The sequence below is a fragment of the Nocardia caishijiensis NBRC 108228 genome (assembly GCF_001612825.1).
Classification (GTDB): domain Bacteria; phylum Actinomycetota; class Actinomycetes; order Mycobacteriales; family Mycobacteriaceae; genus Nocardia; species Nocardia caishijiensis.
This window is the reverse complement of record NZ_BDBE01000019.1, coordinates 1-26,124: the sequence shown is the minus strand read 5'-3', so window position 1 is coordinate 26,124 and position 26,124 is coordinate 1. Positions and strand designations below refer to the sequence as shown.

General features: G+C 69.0%; 29 protein-coding genes. 4 read left to right on the top strand and 25 right to left on the bottom strand.

What is annotated here, in order from left to right; genetic code table 11:
• Positions 1 to 28 precede the first annotated feature (28 nt).
• The 11 genes from resB to NC7_RS05000 form a co-directional block, all read right to left on the bottom strand.
• Entirely contained in the window at positions 29 to 1,654 is a 1,626-nt protein-coding gene (gene resB / locus NC7_RS05045) for a cytochrome c biogenesis protein ResB (RefSeq protein WP_067979492.1), read from the bottom strand.
• A complete protein-coding gene (locus tag NC7_RS05040) occupies positions 1,654 to 2,466 on the bottom strand; it encodes a cytochrome c biogenesis CcdA family protein (RefSeq protein WP_067979490.1) in 813 nt (270 codons plus the stop codon). The genes resB and NC7_RS05040 overlap by 1 nt, the downstream gene beginning before the upstream one ends.
• Positions 2,466 to 2,693: a hypothetical protein gene (locus NC7_RS28935; RefSeq protein WP_133733852.1), complete on the bottom strand. Its 228-nt coding sequence runs from the start codon at positions 2,691 to 2,693 to the stop codon at positions 2,466 to 2,468. The genes NC7_RS05040 and NC7_RS28935 overlap by 1 nt, the downstream gene beginning before the upstream one ends.
• On the bottom strand, positions 2,690 to 3,331 hold the full coding sequence (locus NC7_RS05035) for a TlpA disulfide reductase family protein (protein WP_084457974.1): 642 nt from the start codon (positions 3,329 to 3,331) through the stop codon (positions 2,690 to 2,692). Before NC7_RS05035 ends, NC7_RS28935 begins: the two co-directional genes overlap by 4 nt.
• The gene (locus NC7_RS05030; RefSeq protein WP_373861224.1) at positions 3,328 to 4,059 is read right to left on the bottom strand and encodes a histidine phosphatase family protein; all 732 of its coding nucleotides are present in this window, start codon (positions 4,057 to 4,059) and stop codon (positions 3,328 to 3,330) included. The genes NC7_RS05035 and NC7_RS05030 overlap by 4 nt, the downstream gene beginning before the upstream one ends.
• Positions 4,056 to 5,402, bottom strand: a complete 1,347-nt coding sequence (gene hemL / locus NC7_RS05025) for a glutamate-1-semialdehyde 2,1-aminomutase (protein ID WP_067979487.1) — start codon at positions 5,400 to 5,402, stop codon at positions 4,056 to 4,058. The genes NC7_RS05030 and hemL overlap by 4 nt, the downstream gene beginning before the upstream one ends.
• Positions 5,403 to 5,558: 156 nt before the next feature.
• The gene (locus NC7_RS05020) at positions 5,559 to 5,774 is read right to left on the bottom strand and encodes a hypothetical protein (protein ID WP_067979486.1); all 216 of its coding nucleotides are present in this window, start codon (positions 5,772 to 5,774) and stop codon (positions 5,559 to 5,561) included.
• Between the two features lie 84 nt (positions 5,775 to 5,858).
• Positions 5,859 to 6,137, bottom strand: coding sequence for a hypothetical protein (locus tag NC7_RS05015; protein WP_067979485.1), 279 nt, complete (start codon positions 6,135 to 6,137; stop codon positions 5,859 to 5,861).
• Positions 6,138 to 6,393: 256 nt separating this feature from the next.
• A complete protein-coding gene (locus NC7_RS05010; protein ID WP_067979481.1) occupies positions 6,394 to 6,906 on the bottom strand; it encodes a hypothetical protein in 513 nt (170 codons plus the stop codon).
• Positions 6,903 to 7,880, bottom strand: coding sequence for a porphobilinogen synthase (gene hemB, locus NC7_RS05005; RefSeq protein WP_067979478.1), 978 nt, complete (start codon positions 7,878 to 7,880; stop codon positions 6,903 to 6,905). The genes NC7_RS05010 and hemB overlap by 4 nt, the downstream gene beginning before the upstream one ends.
• Positions 7,881 to 7,922: 42 nt before the next feature.
• On the bottom strand, positions 7,923 to 9,101 hold the full coding sequence (locus NC7_RS05000) for a serine hydrolase domain-containing protein (protein WP_067979475.1): 1,179 nt from the start codon (positions 9,099 to 9,101) through the stop codon (positions 7,923 to 7,925).
• Between the two features lie 252 nt (positions 9,102 to 9,353).
• On the opposite strand from NC7_RS05000, the gene NC7_RS04995 reads away from it, so the two are divergent.
• A complete protein-coding gene (locus tag NC7_RS04995; RefSeq protein WP_067485858.1) occupies positions 9,354 to 9,635 on the top strand; it encodes a hypothetical protein in 282 nt (93 codons plus the stop codon).
• A gap of 56 nt (positions 9,636 to 9,691) precedes the next feature.
• On the opposite strand, the gene NC7_RS04990 is transcribed toward NC7_RS04995, so the two are convergent.
• The 5 genes from NC7_RS04990 to NC7_RS04970 form a co-directional block, all read right to left on the bottom strand.
• Positions 9,692 to 11,263 (bottom strand): bifunctional uroporphyrinogen-III C-methyltransferase/uroporphyrinogen-III synthase, encoded by a 1,572-nt coding sequence (locus NC7_RS04990; protein WP_067979473.1) that lies wholly within the window; start codon positions 11,261 to 11,263, stop codon positions 9,692 to 9,694.
• Positions 11,260 to 12,294, bottom strand: coding sequence for a hydroxymethylbilane synthase (hemC, locus tag NC7_RS04985; RefSeq protein WP_067979470.1), 1,035 nt, complete (start codon positions 12,292 to 12,294; stop codon positions 11,260 to 11,262). Before hemC ends, NC7_RS04990 begins: the two co-directional genes overlap by 4 nt.
• Positions 12,295 to 12,352: 58 nt before the next feature.
• Entirely contained in the window at positions 12,353 to 13,747 is a 1,395-nt protein-coding gene (locus NC7_RS04980; protein ID WP_067979467.1) for a glutamyl-tRNA reductase, read from the bottom strand.
• Positions 13,744 to 14,688: a redox-sensing transcriptional repressor Rex gene (locus tag NC7_RS04975; RefSeq protein ID WP_174550192.1), complete on the bottom strand. Its 945-nt coding sequence runs from the start codon at positions 14,686 to 14,688 to the stop codon at positions 13,744 to 13,746. The genes NC7_RS04980 and NC7_RS04975 overlap by 4 nt, the downstream gene beginning before the upstream one ends.
• A 206-nt stretch (positions 14,689 to 14,894) precedes the next feature.
• Positions 14,895 to 15,176 carry a glutaredoxin family protein gene (locus NC7_RS04970; RefSeq protein ID WP_067979465.1) on the bottom strand — a complete coding sequence of 94 codons (282 nt, stop codon included), beginning with the start codon at positions 15,174 to 15,176 and terminating at the stop codon, positions 14,895 to 14,897.
• Between the two features lie 87 nt (positions 15,177 to 15,263).
• Here NC7_RS04970 and NC7_RS04965 point away from each other — a divergent pair, with 87 nt between their 5' ends.
• The gene (locus NC7_RS04965; RefSeq protein WP_373861223.1) at positions 15,264 to 16,289 is read left to right on the top strand and encodes an HAD family hydrolase; all 1,026 of its coding nucleotides are present in this window, start codon (positions 15,264 to 15,266) and stop codon (positions 16,287 to 16,289) included.
• Here NC7_RS04965 and NC7_RS04960 read toward each other — a convergent pair whose 3' ends face one another.
• From NC7_RS04960 to NC7_RS04925, 9 genes are all read right to left on the bottom strand, one after another.
• Positions 16,290 to 17,306, bottom strand: coding sequence for a lysophospholipid acyltransferase family protein (locus NC7_RS04960; protein ID WP_067979463.1), 1,017 nt, complete (start codon positions 17,304 to 17,306; stop codon positions 16,290 to 16,292).
• The gene (locus tag NC7_RS04955) at positions 17,303 to 18,337 is read right to left on the bottom strand and encodes an NAD-dependent epimerase/dehydratase family protein (protein WP_067979461.1); all 1,035 of its coding nucleotides are present in this window, start codon (positions 18,335 to 18,337) and stop codon (positions 17,303 to 17,305) included. Before NC7_RS04955 ends, NC7_RS04960 begins: the two co-directional genes overlap by 4 nt.
• Before the next feature lie 238 nt (positions 18,338 to 18,575).
• The gene (locus NC7_RS28335) at positions 18,576 to 18,677 is read right to left on the bottom strand and encodes a 30S ribosomal protein bS22 (protein WP_003402602.1); all 102 of its coding nucleotides are present in this window, start codon (positions 18,675 to 18,677) and stop codon (positions 18,576 to 18,578) included.
• A gap of 222 nt (positions 18,678 to 18,899) precedes the next feature.
• Complete coding sequence (locus tag NC7_RS04950) at positions 18,900 to 19,163, bottom strand: helix-turn-helix domain-containing protein (RefSeq protein WP_225278502.1); 264 nt, start codon at positions 19,161 to 19,163, stop codon at positions 18,900 to 18,902.
• Positions 19,164 to 19,325: 162 nt separating this feature from the next.
• On the bottom strand, positions 19,326 to 20,144 hold the full coding sequence (gene proC / locus NC7_RS04945; RefSeq protein ID WP_067979458.1) for a pyrroline-5-carboxylate reductase: 819 nt from the start codon (positions 20,142 to 20,144) through the stop codon (positions 19,326 to 19,328).
• A 34-nt stretch (positions 20,145 to 20,178) separates the two neighbouring features.
• Entirely contained in the window at positions 20,179 to 21,045 is an 867-nt protein-coding gene (locus NC7_RS04940; protein WP_067979557.1) for a thioesterase family protein, read from the bottom strand.
• An 83-nt stretch (positions 21,046 to 21,128) separates the two neighbouring features.
• Entirely contained in the window at positions 21,129 to 21,986 is an 858-nt protein-coding gene (locus NC7_RS04935; RefSeq protein ID WP_067979554.1) for a sugar phosphate isomerase/epimerase family protein, read from the bottom strand.
• Positions 21,987 to 22,017: 31 nt separating this feature from the next.
• Positions 22,018 to 23,700 (bottom strand): Rv0497 family membrane protein, encoded by a 1,683-nt coding sequence (locus NC7_RS04930; protein ID WP_067979455.1) that lies wholly within the window; start codon positions 23,698 to 23,700, stop codon positions 22,018 to 22,020.
• Positions 23,690 to 24,676 carry a Ppx/GppA family phosphatase gene (locus NC7_RS04925; RefSeq protein ID WP_067979452.1) on the bottom strand — a complete coding sequence of 329 codons (987 nt, stop codon included), beginning with the start codon at positions 24,674 to 24,676 and terminating at the stop codon, positions 23,690 to 23,692. Before NC7_RS04925 ends, NC7_RS04930 begins: the two co-directional genes overlap by 11 nt.
• A 66-nt stretch (positions 24,677 to 24,742) precedes the next feature.
• Here NC7_RS04925 and NC7_RS04920 point away from each other — a divergent pair, with 66 nt between their 5' ends.
• Both NC7_RS04920 and NC7_RS04915 read left to right on the top strand, forming a co-directional pair.
• A complete protein-coding gene (locus NC7_RS04920; protein WP_236573118.1) occupies positions 24,743 to 25,606 on the top strand; it encodes a DUF3109 family protein in 864 nt (287 codons plus the stop codon).
• 64 nt (positions 25,607 to 25,670) lie between these two features.
• On the top strand, positions 25,671 to 26,000 hold the full coding sequence (locus tag NC7_RS04915; protein ID WP_067979449.1) for a hypothetical protein: 330 nt from the start codon (positions 25,671 to 25,673) through the stop codon (positions 25,998 to 26,000).
• The last annotated feature ends 124 nt before the right edge of the window (positions 26,001 to 26,124 follow it).

Below are 26,124 nucleotides of genomic sequence, written 5' to 3'. Positions count from 1 at the left end.
TCCACCCCGATATCGCGTGCGCTCCGCATCACTTCTCCGCTCCAAGCAACCGTGCCCGCAGTCGATCGAATTCGCCGCCCCAGCCCGCTTGATCGCTTCGGGCCAGGCCGCCCATCTCTACTACGGTTCGTCGTTGATCCACGGTACCCGCCCCGGCCTCGACGGGGTACGCCCGGATCCAGATCCGGCGCCGTTTCACCAGCAGCGAGACCAGCAGACCGGCCATCATGGTCAGCGCGCTCACCAGCACCCACTGCTGGGCGGGATCGTGCGAGACCTGCAGGTTCACGAATTCCTCCGCCCCGTCGAAGGTCACCTTGGTGCCGTTGGGCAGGGTGGTCGACTCACCGGGCCGCAGATTGACGCGCGCCTCCTTGGTGAGCCTGCCCTGCTTCACCATCTCCGGGTCGAGCGCGAACAGCGACTGCGAACGGCCGGTGTCCAGGCCCGTATTGCCCCGGTAGATGTCGACGGCGACGGCCGGGTCGTCCATCTTCGGGAACGACGAGGTGAGCAGGCTGCCGTGGAACATCGCGGTCGGCGCGAACAGACCCTCGATGGCGATCTGATTCTGGCGGCGTTCCTCGTCGGTGGCGTACATGCCGCCGGGCGGGTCGATGCGCAGCACACCGCTGGACAGGAAGGTCTGCGCGTCGTCGGGGCGCCACTGGATGGTCTCGGTGCGGGTCTGCCCGTTCGGGAAGGTGACGGTGAAGGTCGGCGCGAAACCGTGTCCTTGCAGGTAGACGCGGTCACCGGCGACGCGCAACGGGTGGTTCACCCGCAGTTCGGTGCTGCGCCAGGTGTCGGTGGTCAGGTCCTCGCCCGCCTGGTAGTCGATGTTCGACGTGAACATCTCGGCCTGACCGGTCGGCAGGTAATCGGCCTTGAAGTCCTTGACCTTCACGCACAGCGGGGTCATCCCGGTGCCGTCGTTGACATTGCCCGCCCGGAACGAGTCGAAGACCGCGGGCGAGGTGGTGCAGAAACCGGGACCGCCGTTGGCGATCACGATGACATTGCCCTCGTACCCGAACAGCTTCCCGAGCGCGATCGCGACCAGCAGCCCGACCAGCGACAAGTGGAACACGAGGTTGCCGAATTCGCGCAGGTAGCCCTTCTCGGCGGAGATCGTGATCTCGCCCTCGCGCTTGCCTGGGCGAACCTCGGTGCGCCAACCGCGCAGCTGTTCGCGGGCCTGCTCGATCACGGCGTCGGCATCACGGTCGACGGTCTCGTCGAAGTGATGCGGCAGCCGACCGAGGTTGCGGGGGGCGGCGACCGGTGGGGTTCGCAGCGCCTTGTAGTGGTCCCAGCAGCGGGGCAGGATGCAGCCGACCAGCGAGATGAACAGCAGCACGTAGATGGCGGTGAACCAGAAACTGCCGAACACGTCGAACAGTTCGAACCGGTCCATCCACGGGCCGAGCGTGGGGCGGTCGGCGATGTACTGGTCGACCTTCTGCGCGTTCAGCGACCGTTGCGGCAGCAGCGCACCGGGAATGGCGGCCAGCGCCAGCAGGAACAGCAGAACCAGTGCGGTGCGCATGCTGGTCAGACCACGCCAGGTGTTGCGGAGCAGCGCCAAGGCGCGACCGGGCAACGACTGGCGGGGCGGGGCGGAAGCGGTGGGGGGAGTGAGTGTGTCAGTCATCAGATCGGCAGGGTCACCTCGGAGACGAACCCGTCGCGCACCCAGCCGACGAACTGATCCCACGCCCCCGTGACCAGTGCGACGCCGACGGCGACGAGCAGAACACCCCCGACTACCTGAATGGTGCGCGAATTGCGCCGCAACCAGCCCACGCCGCGCAACGCACCCGCCGACCCGAAGGCCAACACCACGAACGGCAACCCGAGACCGAGGCAGTACGCCACGATCAGCACCACACCGCGCGCCGCGGTGGTGCCCTCGGTTCCCGCCGACACCGCCATCACCCCCGACAATGTCGGTCCGAGGCACGGCGTCCAGCCCAGCGCGAACACGCCGCCGAGCAGCGGCGCGCCGACGATGCTGGTGAACCGGCGCGGTTCCATCCGCGTATCGCGCTGCAAGGCGGGCACCAGGCCGATGAAGACCAGACCCATCAGGATCGTCACCACCCCGCCGATGCGCTGCAGCAGTTCGCGGTTGACGTTGAGCGTCTGGATCACACCGAAAACAGTGGCCGTGGCCAGCACGAACACCACCGTGAAACCGGCGACGAACAGCCCGGCGGCACCGGCGACCCGCAGCTTCGCGCTACGGCGCTGCTCGGTGAGCGTGGCCACCTGGGCGGTCGAGGAGGGCGGCGCCTCGGCCCCGACCAGCCCGGCCAGATACGACAGGTAGCCGGGCACGAGCGGCACGACACACGGTGAAGCGAACGACACCAGGCCCGCCAGCAGGCAGGCACCCAGCGCCAACAGCAACGGTCCCGATGCCGCGGTCTGTTGGAAGGAATCCCCGACTGCGGCGAGCACCATCACTCGCTGGTGTCCTCGTCACGCTGCTCGTCGCGGGGCAACGACAGGGTGCGCTCGGTCTCGGCCGGTTCGACCGGACCGAACTCGAACAGGCCTGCACCGGCGACGCTGCGCGGGACGGTGGCGATGCCCGCCCAACGATCGTCGACGGTCCACCCCGCTCCCATGCGGCGGGCACCCTGGCGGGGGCGGCACGCGGTCAGATTTCCGGGACGACGACGACTCACTGCTTCTCCTCGAGGGCGAGTTGCTCGACCACGGGCTGCAGGTCTTCGGCCAGTAGCGAGCGAAGGAAGACCGCGGCGACCCGGTGCTGACGATCCAGGATCAACGTGGTCGGGATAACACTGGTTGGGAAGTTTCCGCCGAGGGCGAGCAAGGTTCGCATCGACGGGTCGTAGATGGACGGATACTCGATCTTGTTGTCCACTACGAAGTCCTGGGCTTTGTCACGCTGGTGGTCGCGCACATTGATCCCCAGGAATGCGACGCCCTTGTTTCTGGTCGCCGCGTACACCTTCTCGAGCGCGGGCGACTCGGCGCGGCACGGGCCGCACCACTGTCCCCACAGATTCACGACCACGACCTGACCGGGGAAATCGTCGACCGAAACGGTCTTTCCCTCGTTCATCAGATCGGGCCCCGCGAGCTTACCGATCGTGCCGCGCGAGGCGGGCGGATCGTATCGAATATCAGTCTTACCACCGGGCGATACGAATTCGAACGTGCCGCCGCCGGTGGCCACCGCATCGGTACCTACCGAACAACCCACGGCAGCCAGAACGACCACGAGAGCGGACAGAACGGCGGTCAGCGCCCGCAGCCGATGGCCGCGGGCGTCACCCGATGCGGTGCGACGATTCATGCGCCGTGAACCGACGGATCCGACGCACCGGCGGGCTCGGAGTAGACGATGTCGACCAGCGTGTCGCCGTGGTAGACCAGCGAGGTCAGCGAGGCGAGCGAGCACTGGCGGTTGCGCGGGTCGTGCCACAGACGCTGACCCTGCAGGAAACGGCGCAGCGTCCACACAGGCAGCTGGTGCGAGACCAGCACCACCTCGTGCCCGGCGCCCTCGACGCGCGCCTTGTTCACGGCGGCCAGCATGCGGTGCGCGATCTGCAGGTACGGCTCACCCCAGGACGGGGTGAAGGGGTCGCGCAGCTTCCACCAGTGCCTGGGCTTGCGCAGCGCGCCGTCGCCGACCGACACCCGCAGGCCCTCGAAGGTGTTGCCCGCTTCGATGAGGTTCTCGTCGGTGCGCACGATGAGGTCGTGAGCGGCCGCGATCGGGGCGGCCGTCTCCTGGGCGCGCTGCAACGGCGACGCGATCACCAGGGAGATGTCGTGGTCGGCCAGCGAACGGGCCACCGCACCGGCCTGTGAACGACCGGTCACCGACAGGCTGAAACCGGGCAGCCGACCGTAGAGGATGCCGTTGGGGTTGTGCACCTCGCCGTGGCGCAGCACGTGGACGATGGTTTCCACGTTCGACGGATCGTGGTCGAGGCCGGGCGGGGCGGCGGCAGGCGCCGGATTCGGCGCGTCGTCGGCGACGGGGGCGGGGAGTGCGTCGGGCTGGTCGGAGCTCACGCTTGCGATCCTTCGGGGGTTGCGGCCGCGGCCGCGTGGGCGGCGGCGGGCAGAGCGGCGGCGATACGGTCGAACGCGTCCTCGTCGAGCGCCGCGGAGACGAACCATGCCTCGAACGCGCTCGGCGGCGCGTACACGCCCGCGTCGAGCAGGGCGTGGAAGAAGGCGGGGTAACGCCAGGTCTGACTCGCCTTGGCGGCGGCATAGTCGGTGACCGGGCGATCGGCGAAGAACACGCTCACCATATTGCCTGCGAACTGCACCTGATGCTCCACCCCGGCTTCGGTGAGCGCTTTCGCGAAGAGTCCGCCGAGCCGATCGGCATTGCGGTCGAGCGCCGCGTACACCTCGTCGTCGGCCGCGCGCAGCGTCGCCAGGCCCGCCGCGACCGCGACCGGGTTACCCGACAGGGTGCCCGCCTGATACACCGGGCCGAGCGGCGCGAGGTTGTTCATGATCTCGGCGCGGCCGCCGAACGCGGCGGCGGGCAGACCACCGCTCATCACCTTGCCGAAGGTGTAGAGGTCACCGGCCACGCCCTCACGGCCGTACCACCCCGACGCGCTCACCCGGAAACCGGTCATGACCTCGTCCATGATGAGCAGCGCACCGTTGTCGTGCGCCAGCGTGCGCAGGCCCTCGTTGAAACCGGGCAGCGGGGCGACGGCACCCATGTTGCCCGCGGCGGCCTCGGTGATGACGCAGGCGATCTGGCCCGGATGCGCCTCGAAGGCGGCGGCCACGGCGGCGAGGTCGTTGTAGGGCAGCACGATGGTGTCGGCGGCCTGGGCGCCGGTGACGCCCGGCGAGGTCGGCAGGCCGAGCGTCGCCACACCCGAGCCCGCGTCGGCCAGCAGGGCGTCGACGTGGCCGTGGTAGCAGCCGGAGAACTTGATGATCTTGGTGCGGCCGGTGAAGCCGCGCGCCAGCCGGACCGCGCTCATCGTGGCCTCGGTGCCGGAGTTGACCAGACGCACCCGCTCCACGGGTTCCACGCGGGCCACGATGGCCTCGGCGAGTTCGATCTCGGCCTCGGTCGGCGCACCGAAGGACAGCCCGCCGGTGGCGGCGCGCCGCACCGCCTCGACGACCGCGGGGTGGGCGTGTCCGAGGATCATCGGACCCCACGAACACACCAGGTCGACGTACTCCTTGCCGTCGGCGTCGACGAGGGTGTAGCCGCTGGCAGACGCGATGAACCGGGGCGTGCCGCCGACCGAATTGAACGCACGGACCGGGGAATTGACACCACCCGGGATCACCGAGGCCGCCCGCTCGAAGAGCTGGGCGGAAATCGGTACCTGCGACGAACTGGCCGTGGTCGCGCGCGGAGAAGAACTCACGAATTCCAGTGTCTCAGCTCGCCTCGGCACGCCGGACGACAGGGTGGAGCACAGTGACCCAGACCGCAGCGACCCACCGACGACACGCCCGACACGCCGCGATGCTGCCAACGGCTGCCGCGCCCCGCTGCGCAGGTCGCGGCAGCCGTGCGGGCACTAGGTGTACATGCAGGGCACGTCGGCCGACAGGGTGTGCAGCTGACACATGATGCCGTTGTAGATCCCGCTCGAACCGGTCTCCGGGGCGAAGCCACCCGCGGCGGGGTCGGCGACCATCGGGGTGAGCGGCAGACCCGTGGCGGCCTGGGCGGGCGTGGCCAGCGCGACGGTGGCGACAGCGACGGCGAATATCCCTGCGGTGAACTTGGTCATCGAGTTTCCTCCTGGTGGGCCCGCGTCGACGGACCCGGCATCGGGTGTTCGAATCCCAACGCGCACATCGGAATTCGACTTCCCTCAGAGCATCGGAGGCGCGGTGTGCGACGCTACACGTCGTTCGCGAGCCGAAAGGGTTCGTGCGACCGCGTCGATGAGGAGTAGTCCGGCCAGGATCGCCAGCCCGGTCGACAGCGCCAACATCGGTGGCACGTACCGCACCGCCTCGAACTCGAATTGCTCACCGCTACCGACGAATTCGGTGGCCCGGCGCGCGTTTCCCCAGCTGGCGACGGTCCCGGCCAAGCACACGGCGGCCAGGCCGATTTCGACCAGTACCGCGACGATCCAGGGTTTCATACGGGCAATCCTGCCAGGATCGCGAGCGATCACCGGCCGACAGGTCAGACGACGCTCGGCAGCAGGACCAGGGCGATGGTGGTCAGCGCGAGTAGTACGAGCAGGCCGATCACCAAACAGTCGCGTCGCAGACTGTGGGGTTGCTCGATCACCACGCGCATCGTTGCCTCCGCTCCCCTGGCAGCACCGTTACTGCCACTGTGTGACAATCCTCACGATACACGGCGGCGCGGCGGCGGCCAATGAGACCTGTTGTTCATCTCCGGTTCTTCTGGAAGTACCCGATGGAGTCGGGTCGGAAACACAGGTAGGCGGCGCCGACGGCGAGCACACCTTGCACGATGGACGTGCCACCGCTCACCATCACAGCCACGCCGGTGTCGCCGGTGAAGCTGAACATGGTGGCCACAGCACCGATCCCGAGCCACACCGCGACCACGGTCAGCACCGTGCGCGCCCAACTCTTGCCGCGCCCCAGCTGATGGGCGACGGCGGCGGTGACACCCGCCAACAGCACCCCGATGATCACGGTGAGCACGAGGGCGGCCGTCACCAGGAGATCCACCGTCGAGGCGGGGATATTCGGGTCGGTCTTGTGCATTTCGTCGAGGAACTGTTTGCTGAGCTCGCCGCGCTGCCCGGCCATGGCGGCCACGCTCGCGCCCGTGTACACGACGCCGAGGCCCGCGACGGCGAACCACAGCTGCTTGGCGGTGCCCACGTCCTCGGGAACGGGCGGGGATTGCGGGTTGTTCGGTGGAACGATCACGACAGCCAGTGTGCGGCCTCGGTCGCCCAGTAGGTGAGCACGATGTCCGCGCCCGCCCGCCGGATGCCGACCAGCGATTCGAGCACGGCGGCACGGCGGTCGATCCAGCCGCGCTCGGCGGCGGCGGTGATCATCGCGTACTCGCCCGAGATCTGGTAGGCCGCGACCGGGACGGTCGAACGGTCGGCCACGTCGCGCAGGATGTCGAGGTAGGACATCGCCGGTTTCACCATCACGATGTCGGCGCCCTCGGCGAGGTCGAGATCGAGTTCGCGCAGCGACTCGCGGCGGTTGGCCGGATCCTGCTGGTAGGTGCGGCGATCGCCCTCGAGCGACGAACCGACGGCCTCACGGAACGGACCGTAGAACGCCGAGGCGTACTTCGCGGCGTAGGCCAGGATCGCGGTGTCGGTGCGGCCGACGGCGTCGAGGCCACGCCGGATCGCGCCGACCTGGCCGTCCATCATGCCGCTGGTGCCGAGCAGGTCCGCGCCCGCCTCGGCCTGAGCGAGCGCCATTTCCACGTAGCGGTGCAGGGTGGCGTCGTTGTCGACGGCGCCGTCGGTTCCGATCACACCACAGTGACCGTGATCGGTGAACTCGTCGAGACAGGTGTCGGCCATGACGACCGTCGAGTCGCCGACCTCCTCCGCCAGCGCGCGCAGGCCGCGGTTGAGGATGCCGTCCGGGTCGCTGGCCTGGCTGCCGGTGGCGTCCTTGTCCTCGGGCAGCGGCACACCGAACAGCATGAGGCCGCCCACACCGGCGGCCACCGCCTCGACGGCCGCCTTGCGCAGCGAGTCGAGCGAGTGCTGGTACACACCCGGCATCGAGCTGATCGCGCGCGGTTCGTCGATGCCGTCGGCCACGAACATCGGCAGCACCAGGTGACGCGGCTCGAGCGTGGTCTCGGCGACGAGTCGGCGCAACGCGGGTGTCCTGCGCAACCGCCGCGGGCGGTCGAAAGCGGTCATAGCCCGCAGAATACGCCTGCGCTATACCGCCCGCACCGGCGCCTACACCCCGTCGGATCGGCGGCCGCGTTCGCCGAGAAGCTGCTCGAAGGTTGCGAACACCGGTAACGGTCCGGCCGAATTCCACATCTGGTTGGTGAGCAGGATTCCGGTCACCGGACCGTCGTTGGACCAGGTGGAGCCCAAGCCGCCCGCCCAGCCGTAAGCACCTGCGCGGGGGCCTTCGGGCCGGTCGGTCAGCTGGACACCGACGCCGTACCCCCACCCGGCGCTGCCGTCGGGCTCCGGCCCGCCGCGCGCTATTTGCTCGGCCGTCAGATGGTTGGTCGTGAGGGCCGCGACAGACTGCTCGGACAGGATCCGGGTGCCGTCGAGTTCGCCGCCGCCGCGCAGCATCCGGGCGAATCGGTGGAAGTCGGCGAGCGTGGAGACCAGCCCGTCGCCGCCACCTTCGAACGCCGGAGGACGGCTCCACTGGCCGTCGACCGGATCGAAGACCACACGCTCGCCGTCGACCTCGACGAAGTGCGGGCCGAAGCGGTCGAGCTTGCCGGGCGCGACACTGAAACCGGTGTCGGGCATGCCGAGCGGGTCGAGCACCCGTTCGGCCAGGAACCGCGACAGCGGTCTGCCCGTCGCCCTGGCGATCAGGATGCCGAGGATCGCCGAGCCGACGTGGTACAGCCAGCGCTCCCCCGGCTGGAACTGCAACGGCAGCATGCTGAGCCGGGCGAGCCAGGTGTCCGGCGGCGGCATCTCGGCCGGGGTCGGCGGACCAGCGCCCAGGCCCAGCTCGGCACAGGCCGCGTCGAACGGCTTCGGCGAGAAGTCGGTGAAATCCATGCCCCACCCGAGCCGGAAGGTGAGCAGGTCGTCGATCGTGATGGGCCGTCGGGCCGCGACCGTGTCGGTAATCTCGGCGGCCGGATGGGTGAGCACTTGCCGGTCGGCGAGTTCGGGGAGTAAGCGGTCGACCGGTTCGGCGGGGTCGATGACGCCGTCCTCGATCAGGATCGACGCCGCGACCGCCGTGAGCGGCTTGGTCATCGAGGAGATCCGGAAGATCGTGTCGGTCCGCACCGGCGTCGTGCGCGCGGCATCCAGATGACCGATCGCACCGGTGGCCACGGTGTTCGAATCGTCGACGAGCCAGGCAAGGCCGAGCAGTTCGTCGGCCCCAACATGGGCGCCGAGGCGCTGGTCTATCGGGTCGAGCGTCATCGCGTCTCCTCCCGTTCGTGTGACGCCACTAGACCACAGCGGTCCGACAGCAATTGCCGAATCACCTCCGGCAGCGCACCCGCACCGCACACAACCGCCCTCGGCAACCCTGTGGATAACTTCCAATCATTCAGGAGCACAACAACTTCCGGTCGCAGGCGGCGAAACTTGTCGGTACCTCCCGATACAATCGAAAGCGTGTTCGAGGATCGCGCCGCACACGGTGTGATCCGTTCGCGAGGGAGGACGCCGATGAACGCCATTGCCGCACAACGAAAGACCTTCATCACCGAGCCCTACGTTCCGCTGGAGAAGAAGCGCCTGCCCGCCGGTCGGCCGCGCCGGTGGTACATCGCGCACAACCGCAGGCTCAAGGCCATGCGGCTGACCATCGCCCTGCTCGATTCCGGTGTGTACCTGCCGAATCAAGCGACCAACGACACGATCCGGCGCACCGCCGAGAAGATCGATCTGCGCGCGCCGTCGGATGCCACCTGTCGGCTCGTGCGCACACTGCTGCGCTACAGCCGATGATCCGGATACGCCGAAAGCCCGCCTTCGCGGGCGGGCTTTCGGGGTATCTGCGACGGCTAGCGGCTGCTGCTGCGGCGGCTCTTCTTGCGCGGCGGCGGCAACAGGCCCTCGGCGCGCAGACGCGACGCGTGCTCGGCCAGTGCCTCGACCAGCGGACCGACCTGCGCGGTCTCGGGCTGCACGTCCACGCGCAGCCCGAACTCGATCGCCGTCTCGGCGGTCTTCGGGCCGATGCAGGCCACGATCGTCCGCGCGTGCGGCTTGCCCGCGATACCGACCAGATTGCGGACGGTAGAGGACGAGGTGAACAGCACCGCGTCGAAACCGCCGGTCTTGATCATCTCGCGGGTCTCCGCGGGCGGCGGCGAGGCACGCACCGTGCGGTAGGCGGTGACGTCGTCGATCTCCCAGCCACGTTCGCGCAGGCCCTCGGCGAGGGTCTCGGTGGCGATGTCGGCGCGGGGCAACAGCACCCGGTTCACCGGGTCGAACACGTCGTCGTAGGGCGGGAAGTCGGCGAGCAGACCCTCGGAGGACTGTTCACCGCTGGGCACCAACTCGGGGTTGATGCCGAAGGAGCGCACCTTCTCGGCTGTCGCCTCGCCCACACACGCGATCTTCACACCGGAGAACGCCCGCGCGTCGAGCCCGAACTCGGCGAACTTCTCCCACACCGCGCGCACCGCGTTGGTGGAGGTGAACACCACCCACTGGTAGCGGCCGTCGACCAGGCCCTTCACCGCGCGTTCCATCTGCGCGGGGCTGCGCGGCGGCTCGACCGCGATGGTCGGCACCTCCATCGGAATGGCGCCGTGGGTGACGAGCCGTTCGCTCATCTCACCGGCCTGGTCCTTGGTGCGCGGCACGAGCACGGTCCAGCCGTAGAGCGCCCGCGACTCCCACCACGACATCTTCGAACGCTTCTCCACCTCTTTACCGACCGTGACGACCAGCGGGCCGACCAGCTCGGAAGCGGCATTGTTCAGCGAGGCGAGCGTGGCCTCGATGGTGCGCTGCTGACGAGTGGTGCCACGCACCGTCACCGCGACCGGGGTCTGCGGTGCGAGCCCGTGCTCCACCAGCGCGCTCGCGGTCTCGGCCAGGTGCCCGGAGGTGGCGTGCAGCACCAGCGGGCCGGGGGCGGCGGCCAGCGCGGCCCAGTCCACTTCCCCGCGCACATCGGCCTCGGTGTGCCCGGAGCCGAGGGCGATACCGGCGTAGCTCGGCACCGCCGAACCGTTGGGCAGGCCGGGCAACACCTCGAACACCATGTGCGAACGGGTGACGGAGTTGACCTCGCTGATCACCGAATCGGTGGTGAGCGGGTCACCGGTGACGATGCGGACCACGTCGTGGCCGTTGCGGGCCTCGGCGATCAGCGTCTTGGCCACCTCGGCGGGTTCGCCGAGCGCCGGACGCACGTCCACCGGGCGCTGTCCGTCCGCACCCGGTTCCACCGCGGCACCGATGAGGGCGAGCACGCCCTTGTCCACGTCGGGGTCGGTGAACGCCAACGTCGCCCGCTCGAGCACCTCACGAGCGCGCACGGTCAGCAGGGCCGGGTCGCCGGGGCCGGATCCGACGAAAAGGATCCGCCCGGGTTGCTTCTTGGTGGCTCGGCTGCTCATCGGTTGTTCTCCATCGGGCTGGAATTAGGGAAGTCTGTGGCGGGCGCTGGCTCATCGGCGACGCTCAGCAGGGCGCGGGCACCCAGGTCGAGCAGTTCGCGGGCCAGCGTGCGCCCGAGTTCGGCGGCGTCCTCCGGCGCCCCGACGATCGACGCCCGCAGCACGTCGGAACCGTCGATCGCGGCCGCGCAGGCGCGCAGCGACAGTTCCTCGAAGATCCGGCCGTCCTCGTCGATCGACTCGACGACCTCGGCCAGCGCGCCGATCGGGGCCGTGCAGCCCGCCTCGAGTTCGCCGAGCAGCGACCGTTCGGCTTCCACCGCGTACCGGGTCGGCGCGTCGTCCAAGCCGGACAGCACCTCGATCAGCTGCGGGTCGTCGCTGCGGCACTCCACCGCGAGCGCGCCCTGGGAGGGAGCGGGCAGCATCTGCACCGGCTCGAGCGATTCGGTGATGGCCTCGGTACGCCCGATCCGGCACAGGCCCGCCCTGGCGATGACGATGGCGTCGAGTTCGCCCTCGCTCACCTTGCGCAGGCGCGAGTCGATGTTGCCGCGCAGCGGGAGGATGTCGAGGCCGAGACCGAGCGCGCGCAGCTGGGCGGCGCGTCGGGGTGCGGAGGTACCGACCTTCGCGCCCGCGGGCAGCTCACCGAGCACCAGCCCGTCGCGGGCGACCAGCGCGTCACGCGGGTCCTCGCGCGGCGGGATCGCGGCGATGGTGAAGCGCGGGTCCTGCGCGGTCGGCAGATCCTTGTACGAGTGCACCGCGATATCGATACCGCCGAGAGCGAGCTCGTCGCGCAGGGCGGAGGTGAACACGCCGACGCCGATCTTCTGCACCGGGTCCGACGACAGATCGCCGGGGGTTTTGATCACGACCAGTTCGGCGGGTTGGCCCGCCGCGATCAGGGCGTCACGCACGGTACCCGCCTGGGTCAGCGCCAACAGGCTGCCGCGCGTGCCGATCCGCCAGGGCGCACGAGCGCTTCCTGCGGTCACGGTGTCCTCTTCCTGCACTGTCGTGGTCATGATGTGCCCTTCTTCGCACGTCCGGGCTTCGGCTGGTGGTGTGTTGCGGCGCGGGCGGTCATGCCGACTGCCCGTCGCCGAGGTGTCCCGCGGTGAAGTCGTCGGCCAGCGCGGGCTCGGCCGCGGCGACCTCCATGGGCGCGGCAACCGCTTGCACCGCACCGGGTTTCAGTTCGAACAGCTCGCGCAGCGCCTCGGCGTAGCTGTCACCGCCCGGCGTGGACGCCAGTTGCTTCACGCGCACCGTCGGCGCGTGCAGCAGCTTGTCAACGACGCGGCGCACGGTGCGCGCCACCTCGTCGCGAGTCGGGTCGGCCAGGTCGGGCAGCCGCGAGTCGAGGCGAAGCAGTTCGGCCTCGACCACCTCGGCGGCACGCTGACGCAGCGCGGCCACCGTTGGGGTGACCTCGGCCATGCGTTGCCCGGCAAGGTATTTGGTGAGTTCGTCGGCGACGATCGCGCGGGCGGCGGCGGTGTCGTCGGCCGCGGCACCGGCGGCCGGATCGCGCTGCAGCGATTCGATGTCGATCACGACGACTCCGGGCAGCCCGGCCACGGCGTGGTCGACATCGCGGGGCAGGCCCAGATCGCAGAACACCAGCGGCCGTTCGGCCGCACCGGTGGCCGCCCGGCCAGCGAGGGCCCGGTGGGTGTCGGCCAGGGTCACCACGGCCCCGACCGCGCCGGTACAGGTGATGACGACGTCGGCTCCGGCCATGGCGTCGGTGAGGCCGCCCGCCTCGACGGCGAGGGCGTCGACACCGTGCATGGTCCGCCCGGTCTCGGCGAGTCGCTGCGCGCGGTCGAGCGTGCGGTTCACCACCACGATCCGGCCGATGCCGGCCCGCGACAGATGCGCGACAGCGAGCCCGCCCATGGCGCCCGCGCCGAGCACGACGGCGGTGCGCCCGGTGAGGTCACCGATCACGCCACGCGCCCGGTCGAGCGCGACCGACACCACCGACGCACCGGCCCGGTCGATGCCGGTCTCGGCGTGCACCCGCTTGCCGACGCGCAACCCGTGCTGGGCCAGCTCGTGCAGGGTGCGCCCGACGGCCTGCTGGTTGTCGGCGCTGGCGTAGGCGCTACGGATCTGGCTGAGCACCTGCTGCTCACCCACGACCATCGAGTCCAGCCCGCTGGCCACCGCGAACAGATGCTCGGCGGCGGCCTCGCTGTAGCGCACGTAGGCGTGCCGGGTGAGGTCGGCGAAGGCCATCCCGGAATGCTCGGTGAGCAACCCGCCCACCACGTCGAGGCCGCCGTGGAAGGCGTCGACCACCGCGTACACCTCCACCCGGTTGCAGGTGGACACGATCATCGCCTCGGACACATGGCTCGACTCGAGCAACCGGTCGACCAGCTTGGGCCGGTCGGCCTCGCTCACGGCCACCTTCTCCAGCACCGAAACGGGGGCACTGCGATGGGAGATCCCGACCAGCAGAATGCTCATGACTGCACCTCGCCCGGTTCGGTCACACGCGCACGCGCGCCTGCCTGTTGGTTCGCTCGCTGACGCTCGCTCATGGGGTGATCACCGATCCCTGGGTGCTTGGCTGGCGTTGCCGCATGCGGGTTGGCCGAGTGCGGCGCGGTGCGACGCGGCGGCCTGCCGCGCGCCGGTTCGACCGGCGCGGGGTGATTGAGGGCGGGATGGTTCTGCGGCGGCACCCGGCGCGCGACCCGACCGGAGCTCGCGTGGGCGACCACGGGCAGTACCGGCGCGTCGTTGCGGGCGGCGTCGAAGGACAACATCTGCAGTTCCATCGCCAGGTCCACCCGGCGGATCTGCACGTGCGCGGGCACGCGCAACTCGCACGGGGCGAAACTCAGGATCGACAGCACCCCGGCGTCGACGAGGCGGTCGCACACGTCCTGCGCGGCCTCGTCGGGGACCGCGAGCAGCGCGATCGTCGGGTCGAGGGCGGGGATCTGGGCGACGAGCAGGTCGACATCGCGCACGACGAGACCGGCGTACGACTGGCCGATCACCGCCGGATCGTTGTCGAAGATGCCGACCACGGTGAAGCCACGTACCCCGAAACCGCCATAGCCGACCAGGGCGCGGCCGAGGTTGCCCGCGCCGATCAGCACCACCCGATGTCCCTGCGACAAACCGAGCACGTCTTCGATCCTGGTGCGCAACTTGGCTACGTCATAGCCGACACCCCGCACACCGTTGGGTCCGAGGAAGGAAAGATCCTTGCGCAGCTTCGCCGAATTGACACCCGCCGCGACAGCCAGTTCCTCACTCGATACGATGGCAACACCGGAGTCGGCCAAGCCGGCCAGAACCCGAAGATAGGTAGCAAGACGAGTCACCGTGGCTTGCGGGATATCCCGCCCGAGAGCCTTGCCGGAGGCGCCTGTCGGCGTCTCGTGCTGCTCTGTCACGTCGTCGGCTCCTCGTTCCGGGCCTGATCGCGGTCCGGTACCTGTCGTTGCTTCACCGGTTGTGGGCCGCTGCGTCTCGAGGCAGCGACCGGTGCCATGGGGGGCGTACAAACTCGATCACCACCGCTGCTGTCAGCGGCGGTGCGGAATGCGTGCCACCACCGTAACCGCTTGTGCAGGCGTTCACAAAGTCGGTGAATTTGGCCTCATTTTCCCCCGCGACCAGCGAAACGGCTCAGATCGGCCCGCAAACGTGGCTCATCGACGTCGAAATAGCTGTGTTCACGGCCGTCCAACAGCACAACGGGCAGCCGATCGCCGTATTCGGCACGCAATGCGGGGTCGGTCGCCGCGGCTTCGTCGACGTCCACGGTCTGTACCGGGAGACCGAAATCACCACAGATGGTCTCCAGTTGGGCCAGTGCGATGGTGCACATTCCGCAACCGGCGCGCGTCAACAGGGTCACGGTTGGTGTGGGATTAGTCATGGCTCTTATTTAATCCCCGGGCTCGCCGCGGCATGTCGGTGAATCCGGTTACTGTGGACATGTTCGCGCGACTAGCGGAGGGTACTGGTGCCGGAACGTTCGAAGGTGACTAGGGCCGGATTCGTCGCAGGGCGATTCGGCGAGTTCCCTGCGCGGTGGCAGCCCAGCCGCCTCGGCCAAGAACTGCAGGAACAGTTCGCGCGGTTGCCGCGCAGCCCGTTCGGGCCGAGTGAGGAGGAGTTGCGCGCGAATCTGGCCGGTGAGGCCAGCGCCGACGCCGCCCTCACGCTGCACGACGCGGAATTGGCCGAGCAGGGCACCGACGCGGGCCCGGAAGTGCCGCGCGACCTCACCGCGGCCGCCTTCTTCGACGTCGACAACACCCTCGTGCAGGGCGCCTCGATCGTGCACTTCGCGCGGGGTCTCGCGGCCCGCAAGTACTTCAAGACCTCCGATCTGGTCGATGTCGCCTGGAAGCAGGTGAAGTTCCGGGTCACCGGCAAGGAGAACTCCTCCGACATGGCCTCGGGCCGGGAGAAGGCGCTCAGCTTCATCGCCGGTCGCCCAACCGCCGAGCTGGCGATGCTCGGTGAGGAGATCTACGACGAGATCATCGCCGACAAGATCTGGCCGGGTACTCGCGCGCTCGCGCAGATGCACCTCGACGCCGGTCAGCAGGTGTGGCTGGTCACCGCGACGCCGGTGGAGCTGGCGAATGTGATCGCCAAGCGGCTCGGGCTCACCGGCGCGCTCGGTACCGTCGCCGAGAGTGTCGACGGCAAGTTCACCGGCCGCCTGGTCGGTGACATCCTGCACGGTCTCGGCAAGGCGCATGCCGTGCGCACTCTCGCGATTCGCGAGGGCCTGAATCTCAAGCGGTGCACCGCGTACTCCGACAGCCACAACGACGTGCCGATGCTCTCGCTGGTCGGTACGGCGGTGGCCATCAACCCCGATTCCGACCTGCGCGAGGTGGCCAAGAACCGGGGCTGGGAGATTCGCGACTTCCGCACCGGACGCAAGGCCGCCAAGATCGGCGTCCCGACCGCGCTGGCGCTCGGCGCGGCGGGCGGCGCGGTCGCGGCGGCGGTCGCCCGCCACCGCGAGAACTAGCTAGCCGAGAACGGGGTTTCTGCGCTTCGCGAGCAACTTGTACAGCGTCTGCTGGATGGTTTCGCGGACCTGGTCGGTGACCTCGAACATCGTCATCGGGTCGTCGGCTTCCTCCGGCTCGAAGGCGGTGGTCGCGATGGGTTCGCCGAACTCGATGTACCACTTCGACGGCACGGGAACGGCGCCGAGCAGGCCGAGGTGCGGGAACAGCGGGGTCACCGGGAAGTACGGCAGGCCGAGCAGCCGCGCCAACGGCTTGATATCGGCCAGCTTCGGGTAGATCTCCTCCGAACCGACGATCGACACCGGGATGATCGGCACACCGGTGCGCACCGCCGCCGAGACGAATCCGCCGCGACCGAAACGCTGCAGCTTGTACCGGTCGGCGTAGTTCTTGCCGACGCCCTTGAAGCCTTCGGGGAACACCCCGGCGATGTGCCCGGAGCGCAGCAGTCGTTCGGCGTCGGGATGGCAGGCGAGGGTGTGGCCCGCTTTGCGGGCGAGCGCGCCGAGGACGGGCAGCTCGAACACGAGGTCGGCGGCCAGCAGACGCAGGGCGCGGTGGGCGGGGTGCTTGTCGTGCACGGCCAGCTGCAGCATCAACCCGTCGAGCGGGACCGTGCCCGCGTGGTTGGCGACGAGCAGCGCGCCGCCGGTGGTCGGGATGTTCTCGATGCCGGACGTCTCCACCCGGAACCAGTACTCCGACAGCGGCCGCAGCGCGGGCAGGATCACCGATTCGAGCAGATGCTCGTCGTAGCCGAATTCGTCGATCTGGTAGTCACCGGTGAGCCTGCGCCGCGCGAACTCCGCGGTGCTCTCGATCTGTTTGCCGAGTGCGTCGCGCAGCGTCTCCGACAGCGACCTCGGCGGCCGGGTCGGCATGCCCGGCCGGTGATCGCTCAGTGCGGTGACGGGGGCGGGTTGGACCGGTACGTCCGGTTTGCGCCGGGTCGGCGGCCGGTGTCGGGTCTCGACATTCACGTCGAGACGGATGACTTTCGCTCCTTCGTTCATGTGTGCGCTCCTGAACCGGCCCCGAGGAGGCCGAGCAGTTTGTGTTCCGCGGCGTCGATCCATGCCGGATCGAAGACGGGCCGCAACGCTGCGCCCGCGATGAAGTCGTCGAATGCCTGGACCGTCGTCCAGCGCGGGGTGAAGCCGAGTTCGGTTCGCATGCGGGTGGTGTCGAGACCACAACCGAAGTAGAAGTAGTCGGGTTGTTCGCCGCTGAATCCACGCATGACCGGGCCCATCAGGCTCCGGCCGACGGTGCGGAAAACAAAGAGGGGTACCGGGGCGGCGATGCGCCCGGCCCGGCGAATGGCCTGCGACATCGCCAGCGCGCCGTCTCCGGCCACGTTGACGGTGCCACCGTGTGCACGCGAGGCGGCGTGCACGAGCACCGCGACCGCGTCTTCCTCGTGCAGCAATTGCATCCGCGCTTCACGCCCGAGCACGGTCGGGGTGATCGGTGAACGCAGATATTGCACGCCACCGTCGGCCAGGCGAGGACCGACGATCGGCGCCAAGCGCAGAATCGAGGCCGAGATATCGGGCCTGCGCCGCGCCATCGCGCGCACGAGCGCCTCGATATCGATCATGTCGCGGGCGAACCAACCTGCCGGTGGCGTGCGCGCGCTCATTTCCTCGGTGAATCTCGCCGGGTCCTTGGCGCTGCACCCGTAGACCGCCGACGACGAACGGACGACCACGCGGCGCACCGATTGCGCCTTCTGGCACACGGCGAGCAGCTGCATCGACCCGAGCACGTTCAGGTCCTTCATCACCGCGCGACCACCGCGCGCGGGTGGGCGGGTGAGTACGGCCGCGTGGACGACGGTGTCGACGGCGTTGTTCTCGACGACCTTGCGGATCAGCGGATTCCTGATGTCGGCCCGCACGAATTCGGTGCGGCCCATCCGGCGGCGCACCTCACGGCCGGGGGGCATGGTGTCGACGGCGATGATCCGTTCGACACCGGGATCGGCGGCGAGCCGGGACGCGATCTTGCTACCGAAGTAGCGGCTGGCCCCGGTGACCAGCACGACTTTCGGTTCATGACGTTCCCGTGTATCGGAACCCGGACCTGACCCCACTCAAAGCCCCCTGCTTCTCATGATTTCCGCGTACCAGAGTAGCCGCATTCGCGCCACCCGCCGACACGATCTACCAGCTTTTAACGAGGACGACCCGTTATCGCACAGCGAGATTTACAAACCGGGCCATTTCACAGCGAAAGCCCGCCACCTCGAAAAGGTGACGGGCTCGCGCGGGCACGCAGGCTTACTTGCCGAGTTTGCGCCGCTGAACACGTGTGCGGCGAAGCAGCTTGCGGTGCTTCTTCTTCGACATACGCTTGCGGCGCTTCTTGATCACAGAACCCATAGGGTTTCCTCGCGTTCTCTCTACTCGGCATACACACGCGGTGTCGCGTGCGTCGTCTGGTGCCCGCGCCGCCGGGGCGCACCGGACACCACGAAGCGGTGCCACCGGCAGGCGGACACGAACCGATTGTTCATGCTACAGCGCCGTCGGCGGCACGCGTGCCGCGGGTTCTCGGCCGCCCCGATCCCTTCCGGTCAGTCCGGGATCGCGGTGGCCGAGAACCTAACCAGCGTCGAAATACGACGTCTCGAGATAGTCGTGCACCGCCTTCGCGTGCACCCGGAACGAGCGTCCGACCCGCACCGCGGGCAGCTCGCCCGAGTGCACCAGCCGGTACACCGTCATCTTCGAGACCCGCATGAGATCGGCGACTTCGGCGACGGTGAGAAACTGCGTGCCACCGCCGATCACCGGTTGCGGAGTGGCACCGACTCGTGGAGCGGGTGACCCCGATCCACCGCCGGACGCCGGTGAATTACTGGACATTCTGTTCGCAGACATCATGGCACCATTGACCTCCGGCACGTCCGCGCCGCCGGCTTCCCCACCGGCGGAACAGACACGCACGTGCTTCTACGAGCTTAGCGGTGCCAGTGGGATTACTGCGACGGGTGTGAGAAATCGGTTATCACGCCGGGTACCCGCGTGTCATTCGCTGGACGCGCCCTGTTCCACCGATCGACGCTTGGCGGCCTGCAATGCCTCGATGAAAGTCGAGCGAAGCGCACCGCGTTCGAGTTCGCGCAGGGCCGCGGCGGTCGTGCCGCCGGGCGAGGTGACGGCGGCGCGAAGATCGACGACGTTCTGCCCGCTCTCGTCGATCAGCGCGGCCGAGCCGATCATGGTCTGCACGACCAGCTCGGTGGCGACCTCGCGGGTGAGACCGAGGCCGACGCCCGCGTCGATCATGGCCTCGACGACCAGGAAGAAATACGCCGGACCCGACCCGGAGACGGCGGTGACGGCGTCCATCTGCGTCTCCGGCACCGTGACGACCTTGCCGACGGCCTCGAGCATCTCCCCGACCACCTCGAGCTGTTCGGCATCGGCATACCGGCCGGGCGACAGCACGGACATGCCCTGACCGACCAGCATCGGGGTGTTGGACATGACCCGCACCACGGCGAAACCGGCCGGTAGCTTCGACTCCAGGTGACCGGTGGTGATGCCCGCGGCCAGCGAGACGAGTACCTGCTCGCGGCCGGTGTCGAGGTCGGCCTTGGACAGGTCGGCGAGTACCGAGTCCACCACGTTCGGCTTGACCGCGATGACGACGATGTCGGCGCCGACGACGGCGTCGGCGGTCGATCCGGTGACCCGCACCTTGAACCGCTCGGCCAGCTGCGCGGCGCGGGGGGCATGGGTCTCGACGACGACCAGATCCTTGGGCGCCCGACCGGCTTCCAGCAACCCGGCGACCAGCGCCTCACCGATCCGCCCACCACCGACAACAGCAATTCTCGTCATGGTGCCAAGGTTAGTGGGGCGGCGGCCCGGGTTGTTACTTGGCGGCGGGGATCAGCGCCAGCTGACGGCTCTGGGCAACCACCGCACCGGTGGAGTCGAGGACCAGCTGGTCCTCGTCGAACATGCGCTCGCCCACCTCGCGGGAGGTCGCGATGACCCGCAACCAACCGGGCGCGGGGACGCGGCGCAGGTAGGTGGTCATCTGAACCGTGGGCGACCAGCCGAAGTGGCCGAGGTTCATCGGGACCGGCGGGCTCATGTCGGCGGCCATCATCGCGAAGGCGGCGCGGACCAGGGGGTCGGCTTCGTCGCCGTCGAAGGGGCGCATCCACAGCCGCAGCCGGGGATCACCGGTCTCACCGCGCAGGAATTCGCCCCAGGTGGGGTCGAGCAGCACGTGCGCGCCCTGGCTGACGTGCACGATCTTGCCCATCGGCGAATCCGAGGTGTACAGCAGCGCGTCGTCGGTCGGCTCGGCGGGCATGTCGGTGTCCGGGCCGCTCCACCGGGTGGCGGTGGCGTCGAGGTGGCCGAAGGTGAACGCGGTGCGCACCAGGGTGCGGTCGTTCTGGACCAGTTCGGCGTCGACGAGGCAGATCTGGCGGCCCTTCTTGCGGATGTGCACCGCGTATTCGACCTTGCCGGGATCAGGGGCGCCGAGGAAGTCGGAGCTGGCCGCGATGGGTGCCATCCGGGCGAAGGAGGCGTCGGCCGCGGTGAGCCACCTGGTCGCGGCGGCGGCGCTGGCGGCGACCATCGTGCCGCCGTGCACCTTGGGGCCGATGGTCCAGATGGGGTCGATGACACCGGCGTAGTGGCCGGTCTCGGCATCGGTGGTGGTGAGCTCGGTCAGGTCGACGACCTGACTGAACGGCGCATCGGTCGCGAGTTCTCGCGTCATCGTCACTCCTGGTCGCGGTGCACTTTCGTACAGCGTACAAGCATGGCGCGGCTCGGCCTATTCCCGAGTTCGTCACATTCGGATCAGGGCAGGTCGGCGTGGCGGGGCTGCGGATCGGGTGTGGCGCCCGTGAGGTGTCGGCGCCCGAATTCGAGCGTGCGCGCCAGCAGCGCCGACCGAGCGGCCGTTGTCCGTGCGTTCTGGGTGTTGATCTCGGCCACGGCGTGACCACGAAAACCCGTGTGCACCAGGTGCTCACACAGCTGCGCACAGGGCTGGGTGCCGTCGCCGGGGACCAGGTGCTCGTCGTGGGCGGCGCCGCGGCCGTCGGCCAGATGCAGGTGCACCAGGCCGTCACCCATCCGCCGGGCCAGTTCCAGCGCGTCGGTGCCCGCCGTCGCGGTGTGCGAGAGGTCGAGGGTGTAGTGGTCGAATCCAGTATCGGTCGGGTCGTAGGACGGGCTGAACGCGCTCAGCGCGCGCCCCGGTCCCGCGCGTTTTTCCAGTCTGCGCACCGCGCCCTCACGGAACAGCGTGTCGGCCCGCATCGGGAACATGTTCTCCACCGCGACCTTCACCGGGTGGTGCGCCTCGAGCTCACCGACCTGCTCGGCGAAACCCCTGGCGTAGCGGCGCTGCCAGCGAAACGGCGGATGCACCACCACCGTGTCGGCGCCCAGCGCCTCGGCCGTGCGCACACTGCGTTCCAGTTTCGCCACCGGATCGGCGCCCCAGACCCGTTGGGAGATCAGCAGACACGGCGCGTGCACCGCGAGCACCCGGACGCCGTAGCGCTTGGCATAGGACTGCACGGTATCGATGCTCTGGCTGGCCGGTTCGGCCCACACCATCAATTCGATTCCGTCGTAGCCCAATTCGGCGGCATAGCGGAACGCCGCCTGGGTGTTCTCCGGATAGACCGACGCCGTCGACAGCCCGATCTCGATGTTCCCCACGGCCCACTCCCTGTATTCAGCTGGTACTGAGGAGGAAGGCTAGCGGTCCGAGTGTCACGAAGACGCCGACGATGACGGCGATCACCGTGCTGAAGATGTCGTCGGTGCGGCGCAGTACCCGGACCAGGGCGACCAGACCGAGGATCACCACCATCGCGAGGGCGAGCGCCACCCACGGCAGCGTCTCCCACATCGTCTCGAATCCCTTGAACAGCAACATGCCGGCGATGGCCGCGCCCACGCTCTGCGCGCCGAGCATCATCCATTCGCGGCGGTGATCGTCGACGGCACCCTTGGGGGCGAACCGGGCGAGACCCCCTGCGCCCGTGCGGGCGCGCGACGACGAAACCCGTTTCTTCGCACGGGATTTCGCGCGCCCCGCCACCTTCGCCGCTGCCGCCGCGGTCGCGGCCCGCCTGCTGGCCCGGCTCGGTTTCGGCTCGGGTTCGTAGTCGTCGTCCTCGTACTCGTCGTAGTCGCCGTAATCGTTGTCGGAGTAGTCGTTGTCGGCGTAGTCGCGGTCGGTGTAGTCGGATTCGGCGTAGTCGTCGGTCGCCGGTTCGACACCGTCGAGGCGGTACACCTCGGTGCGCGCGTCGGCGGTCGCGTCGATCTCGGCACGCTGACGCAGCAGATCGGCGGCCACGGAGTCACCGGCGAGCAGCGGCTGTTCCTGGCTGATCGGCGACCAGGCCGCCGTCGGCAGGCCGCCGCTCTCCGGCCCCGGCTCCGGCGCGGGCCGATGCCTGCGCGCCGACCACGACGGCAGACCGCCCTTGCCCGCGTCGCGTCTGCGCTCGAGCGAGGGCCTCGGGTCGGCGGGCGCCTCGGGGGCGGGGCTGAAGGCCTGCGTCGGTGGCGGGTAACCGTTCGGAGCCGCGTATCCGTTGTCGAACGCCCGCGGTTCGTAGGCGGGCGGTTCGTACGGCGCCGGACCGACGCTCGGATGATCCTCGAACCCGAGATCCGGGAACGCGTTGAAACCGGGAGTCTGGCCGGGGCGACCCATGAACGCGCGCGGCGCGTCGATCCCGGACTCGTGCAGGGAGGCCGCGTACCCGCTCGGTGCGGGCGGTTCGACGGCTTCCTCGGCGGCCTCGGCGGCACGACGACGCGCGGCCCTGCCACCGGTGACCGGGGGCGGCGGCGCGGGCGATTCCGGATGCTGGGGTTCGTCGTCGGGCTTACGGCGACGCCCACCACCGACCGCGGGCAGCGCGCCCGAACCGAACATCTCGGCGATACCGGGGTCGACAGGTTGGGCCGCGCCGCCGGGCACACCGAGCCTGCCGTTCTGGCGGGTGGAGTCGCGGGCCTCGGCGCGGAAAGGGCCGAACGGATCGGAGCCGGACCGGGGAGTCGACAGGCCGAGCGGGTCGGCGGTCGGATCGAGGCGGGTGATCGGGCCCGAGGGCGGCGAATACGCCGGTTCGGCCGGGCCGGGCGGTGGGTAGGGCGCGGGCTCCTGGCTCGCTGGCGGTTCGTAGGCGGGTGGCTCGGGCGGGGTCTCGGTGGGCGCGGCGTGCGAGCGGCCGCCGGGTCGGATCACCGCGTTCTCGCCGGTCAGGTCGGTGACCGACACCCCGCGACCGCTGCGGCGCCGCCTGCCGCCACCGGAGGACGGCGGCGACCCGCCCTGCGCACCGTTGCGCGCGAGCAGTTCGGCTACCGAGAGCTGTTTGGAATCCTCACCACTCATGCTGTCTCCCTACCGGTTCCACCGGCGGCATCGCCACCGGGCCACCCCCGTTGGGTTCGGTATCGAGTTTGCGCAGGATCAGCCCTTCACGCAGCGCCCAAGGACAGATCTCGATGCTGTCGAGCGATAACGCCCGCATACTCGCCTCCGCGACCAAAGCCCCGGCCACCAATTGCTGGGACCGGTCCGAACTCACACCTTCCAGTTCCGCGCGATCCGAGGCGGTCATCCGGGAGATGAACGCGATCAGCTGGCGCAGACCGGAGCTGGTCAGTGTACGGCGCACCCGCGGACCCGCGGCCGAGGGTGCCGCTCCGGTGAGCCTGGCCAGCGAACGAAACGTCTTCGAGGTGCCGACGGCCAGGTCGGGTCTTCCCGCTTCGATCAGGGTCTTGGAAGGAGCGACGAGCTCGGCCTCCAGCCAGTCGCGCAGAACCGCGATCTTGCGCTTGCCCGGCGGGTCGTCGCCAAGCCACTCCCTGGTCAGGCGGCCCGCGCCGAGTTGCAACGACAACGCGACGTCGGGTTCTTCGTCGCCACCGTTGGACATCTCGAGCGAACCGCCGCCGATGTCGAGATTCATGATGCGTCCGGCGCTCCAGCCGAACCAGCGCCGCACCGCGAGGAACGTCAGCCGCGCCTCGTCCTCACCGGAGAGGACCCGCAGATCGACCCCCGTGCTCGCCCGGACCCGGGTGAGCACTTCCTCGGAATTGGTGGCCTCACGCAGCGCGGACGTCGCGAACGGCATCAGCTCCACACACTTGGCCTTGCGAGCGAGATCGGCGAATTCGGTGATCGTGGTGATGAGCCGCGCCTCACCCGCCTCGGTGATCCGCCCGTCGCCGTCCATGTTCTCCGACAGGCGCAGGGCCGCCTTCGACGAGCTCATGGGCATCGGGTGTCCACCACGATGCGCGTCCACCACCAGCAGGTGAACGGTATTGCTTCCGACATCGAGAACACCTAGCCGCACTCCGAATACGGTACTTGGTGATCCGGGAGTACAGGGCAGGCGACTGAACTGTTAGCGTCAGAACTTGTGACCGAAGGCGAAGGCCCCACCGCGCAGACCGGGCTCCGACCTGGGCGGAAGATCGATCCGGCCCCGGAAGTCGAGCTGGATTTCCCGCGCGAGTGGATCGAGTTCACCGACCCAGCAAACGACGAGCACCAGATCGTCGCCGACCTCACGTGGCTGCTGTCGCGCTGGTCGTGCGTGTTCGGCACCCCGGCCTGCCAGGGGATCATCGCCGAACGCCCCGACGACGGCTGCTGCTCACACGGCGCCTTCCTCGCCGACAAGGACGATCGCAAGCGGCTCGCGAGCGCTGTGAAGCTGCTCACGCCCCAGGACTGGCAGCTGATGGGTGAGGCCACCGAGAAGGGCAAAGTCGTCAAGAAGGGTTACCTCGAACTCGACGAACTCGAGGACGAACCAGCCCTGCGAACCCGCCGCTTCGACGGGGCCTGCATCTTCCTCAACCGCCCCGGCTTCGCGGCGGGGCCCGGCTGCGCGCTGCACATCATGGCCGTGCGCAAAGGCATCGAACCACTCGAGGTGAAGCCGGACGTGTGCTGGCAACTCCCGATCCGGCGCACCCAGGACTGGGTGGAACGGCCCGACGGCGAGCAGATCCTGCGCACGGTTGTCACCGAGTACGACCGGCGCGGCTGGGGTCCCGGTGGCCTCGATCTCGACTGGTACTGCACCGGCTCCCCCGACGCGCACGTCGGGGCGCGGCCGGTCTGGCAGTCCTACGCCCCCGAACTGCGTGAACTCCTGGGCGCCCCCGCGTACGAGGAGTTGGCCAAGCTGTGCCGCCGCCGCGAGGGCCTCGGCCTGATCGCGGTGCACCCCGCGACGGTCGAAGCCGAACGCATCCACGGTGAGCATCCCGCCTGAGCCGAGGGTCCGGTTCACCTGCGCGCAATCACCGCGTCATCGAGGTGGGGTTGGATCGCTGCCCATGTCCAAGAAAGCGCTCTACCTGGCGACGCTGACGATCGGCGCCACCATGACCATGACCGGGCTCGCCCACGCCGAGCCCAACGGGGACCCGGCGAAGTACGCCGACTTCACCTCGAGCTTCGTGAGCTACACCGATCCTGCGGCCATCGACGCAACTAAGAACGGCAAGTACATCATCGCCAGTACGCAGGGGACGTCCACGACGATCGCGTGCCGGGGGAATGGTGTCGATGTGGAGATCTATGACTGCATGCAGGAAGACGCCTACGGCTGGGTGCCGTTGAAGAAGATTGATACTCCGCTCGGCGTTGTGTGGAGTGCTATTTAGCACGATGATTGCCGTGCGGTTGTGATCGGTGGAGGACGTTGCTGACCGCATTCTCGGCTGCACGGCGCCACTCGAGTCCGCCACCTACCGCACTCCCAGCCACACGGCATCACTCGAGTCCGCC